We start from the raw sequence: 2,257 nt of genomic DNA, 5'->3' as shown, positions 1-2,257 counted from the left end.
CTCAGCGGTCACAGTATAAGACAGTTTTTGTTGATAATCTTGTTGATCCTGATAATGGTTAAGCCGACTGATAAAATCTGCCGCTGCCTGACATCGGCAGTCCAGCATCTGGCGAATCTGTTGCAGCGAACCACCACATATTTGCATTTCGCAGATCAATGTTGGCAGGTCCCGCAACTGGGTTTCTATCTGTTCTGGGGAGATTGTTTGCATTGTGTACTCCGGTTAAAGGGATGCCAGATATCGGCTGCCTTCTTGAGAAAGAGCAACATAACTGGCAGGCCGACCACGCTTGCCCCGAATCGGTTCAATGATCAGCAGGGGTGGAATAAAGTTCAGGCAATAGTTCATGCCGTTGTGCAGTGTTTCCTGTTTAATGCGGTTGTTAAACCAGTTGTAAATATCCGAGACCAGACACCGGCCACCATGACTGGCCACGGCGCGCAATATCCCTTCGCCCACCTGGCGGTGATAATCCGACAGGCGCTGTTCAGAGAAAAATTCATAAACATAGATTACCGACTGGCGGGCAAAGTCCGACCAGGCAAGGGCGGCCGACAAATCACAGGGATTAATCTGATCCCGGTTATCCAGCAGGGCAAACAGCGAGGCCAGGATCAGGACGTGCAACCGGTGACGCCGACACAGGGTCTGCACCCGTTCACAGTCTGGCAAATTGACCAGTTGCGGATAGACCTCAATCCACAGTTGCTCGGCCTCCGGATCCAGAATGACTGGCCGGGCCAGTAACCATTGTTTTCGATAATGACTTTCAAACGAGTGGTTGCGGGCAAATCCGATGCAATGGGCCAAACGGTCCGCCAGTTCGGACAGTCCCGTCGGATCCATCGGGTTGGGAATGGGTTGTCGCCGGGTAGTGTAAGTCCAAAGGATCAGCATCCGGTTCAGCATGCCGTTGACCGACATCACGGCATTCTGCCGATGACTGCACAGTTCGCCCGGAGTGATATTGCCCACCAGGACAAAATACGGGTCGGTCACGCAGACCCGGTCCCGTTTGGTCAGTGGCCGGATGGTTTTGCCATCGTAGCCATTGCGCAATACATGAGACAAGGTATTGCCCTGGCGTTCGGCCATGTTCAACACATTGCCAAATTCACTTTCCAAAATCAGAAAGCGTTTATCCGTGACCTCGATCACCGGTTCGTCTTTGCCGATTTTCAACCGGTCCGCCTTGGCCGCTGCCAACCCTTCACCTGAAGACAAGCCACCTTCGTGCATATCCAAAGACGGAAATTCGGAAATGCCTTCTGTCTGGCCTTGTTGCCATTGGTCATAAAACTGAGATTGCAAGCATTCTTCTACCTGTTTGAATATTTTTTTTGGTCCGTATTCCGACGTGCCCTTGCCCATGCCGCTGGGACCAACCAGCAACATGAAGTCATTCAACCGACGGCATTCATCCCCAATCCGGTAATAACGCAGCGGGCCAACCATGGCCGAAAACCACGACAGCGTATGGGCCGCCACGGCCACTGGCACCGATTCAGAATGTTCGGTACACAAAGTTACAATATCGCCCAGCAAACCAGGAAACATGTTTTGGCTGGCTTTTGGCGGAGACTGGTTGATGTCGGCCGGCGTGTCCAGGCGGTTAAAATAGCGCGCCTTGTCCATTTCGCTGTCGATGGCAGCGGCAATCTCCGGGCTATCAACGGCTATTCCCTGCGTGTAAATCGTGGACGTGGTCATTCAATCACTGCCTGCACAATATCGGTTGGCCAGTAGCGCACCGCGAGTTCGGCCGGTTTGTCCGCCAGAAGCGCGGCCAGCAGTTCTTTTTCCAGTGCGTTGGAATAGTCATTGAACAGGATGACCACCACCATCAGGTTGCATGTGGGCCATTGATAGCGCCGGTGATCGGCGGCATCGGCCAGCGTAACGTGGTTGAAAAAGCCGTTGTTTCGTTGGCGTCGGGCGTGTTCAAAACAGTCGGGCGCACCGACAAAGACAAACAGCAATGGCAAGCCGGGAATCACCTCCGGCCATTTGGGAGGCAGGGGACGCATGGAGGTTACTCTTCATCAGGAAAAAAGACGGCAGGATCGACACTTTGGTCTCGGCAATATTTCAGAATACGGCGCACCGTGGGAAAGCTTGCATTTTTGATCAGATTAGTGATGACCGGTGGCGATACATGTAATCGGTCGGCCAGTTCACTTTGGTTCAGATTGTTCTGTTCAAGGTACTGGCGTAATGGGTGGCGTTTTTTCATATCGGACAACCAGTTATGAAA

General features: G+C 52.6%; 4 protein-coding genes. All 4 read right to left on the bottom strand.

Annotated elements, in window-relative coordinates; genetic code table 11:
* On the bottom strand, positions 1 to 213 hold a 213-nt coding region (locus KDK14_RS20740), incomplete at its 3' end, for a hypothetical protein (protein WP_257267143.1).
* Positions 214 to 225: 12 nt separating this feature from the next.
* Positions 226 to 1,713 carry a YfjI family protein gene (locus tag KDK14_RS20735; protein ID WP_257267142.1) on the bottom strand — a complete coding sequence of 496 codons (1,488 nt, stop codon included), beginning with the start codon at positions 1,711 to 1,713 and terminating at the stop codon, positions 226 to 228.
* A complete protein-coding gene (locus KDK14_RS20730; protein ID WP_257267141.1) occupies positions 1,710 to 2,030 on the bottom strand; it encodes a hypothetical protein in 321 nt (106 codons plus the stop codon). The genes KDK14_RS20735 and KDK14_RS20730 overlap by 4 nt, the downstream gene beginning before the upstream one ends.
* A gap of 5 nt (positions 2,031 to 2,035) precedes the next feature.
* On the bottom strand, positions 2,036 to 2,257 hold a 222-nt coding region (locus KDK14_RS20725; RefSeq protein ID WP_257267140.1), incomplete at its 5' end, for a helix-turn-helix transcriptional regulator.

The organism is Endozoicomonas sp. ONNA2 (assembly GCF_024606365.1).
Taxonomy (GTDB): Bacteria; Pseudomonadota; Gammaproteobacteria; order Pseudomonadales; family Endozoicomonadaceae; genus Endozoicomonas.
Note: the sequence above shows the minus strand (reverse complement) of the source record. Positions and strands in the feature narration are given on the sequence as shown.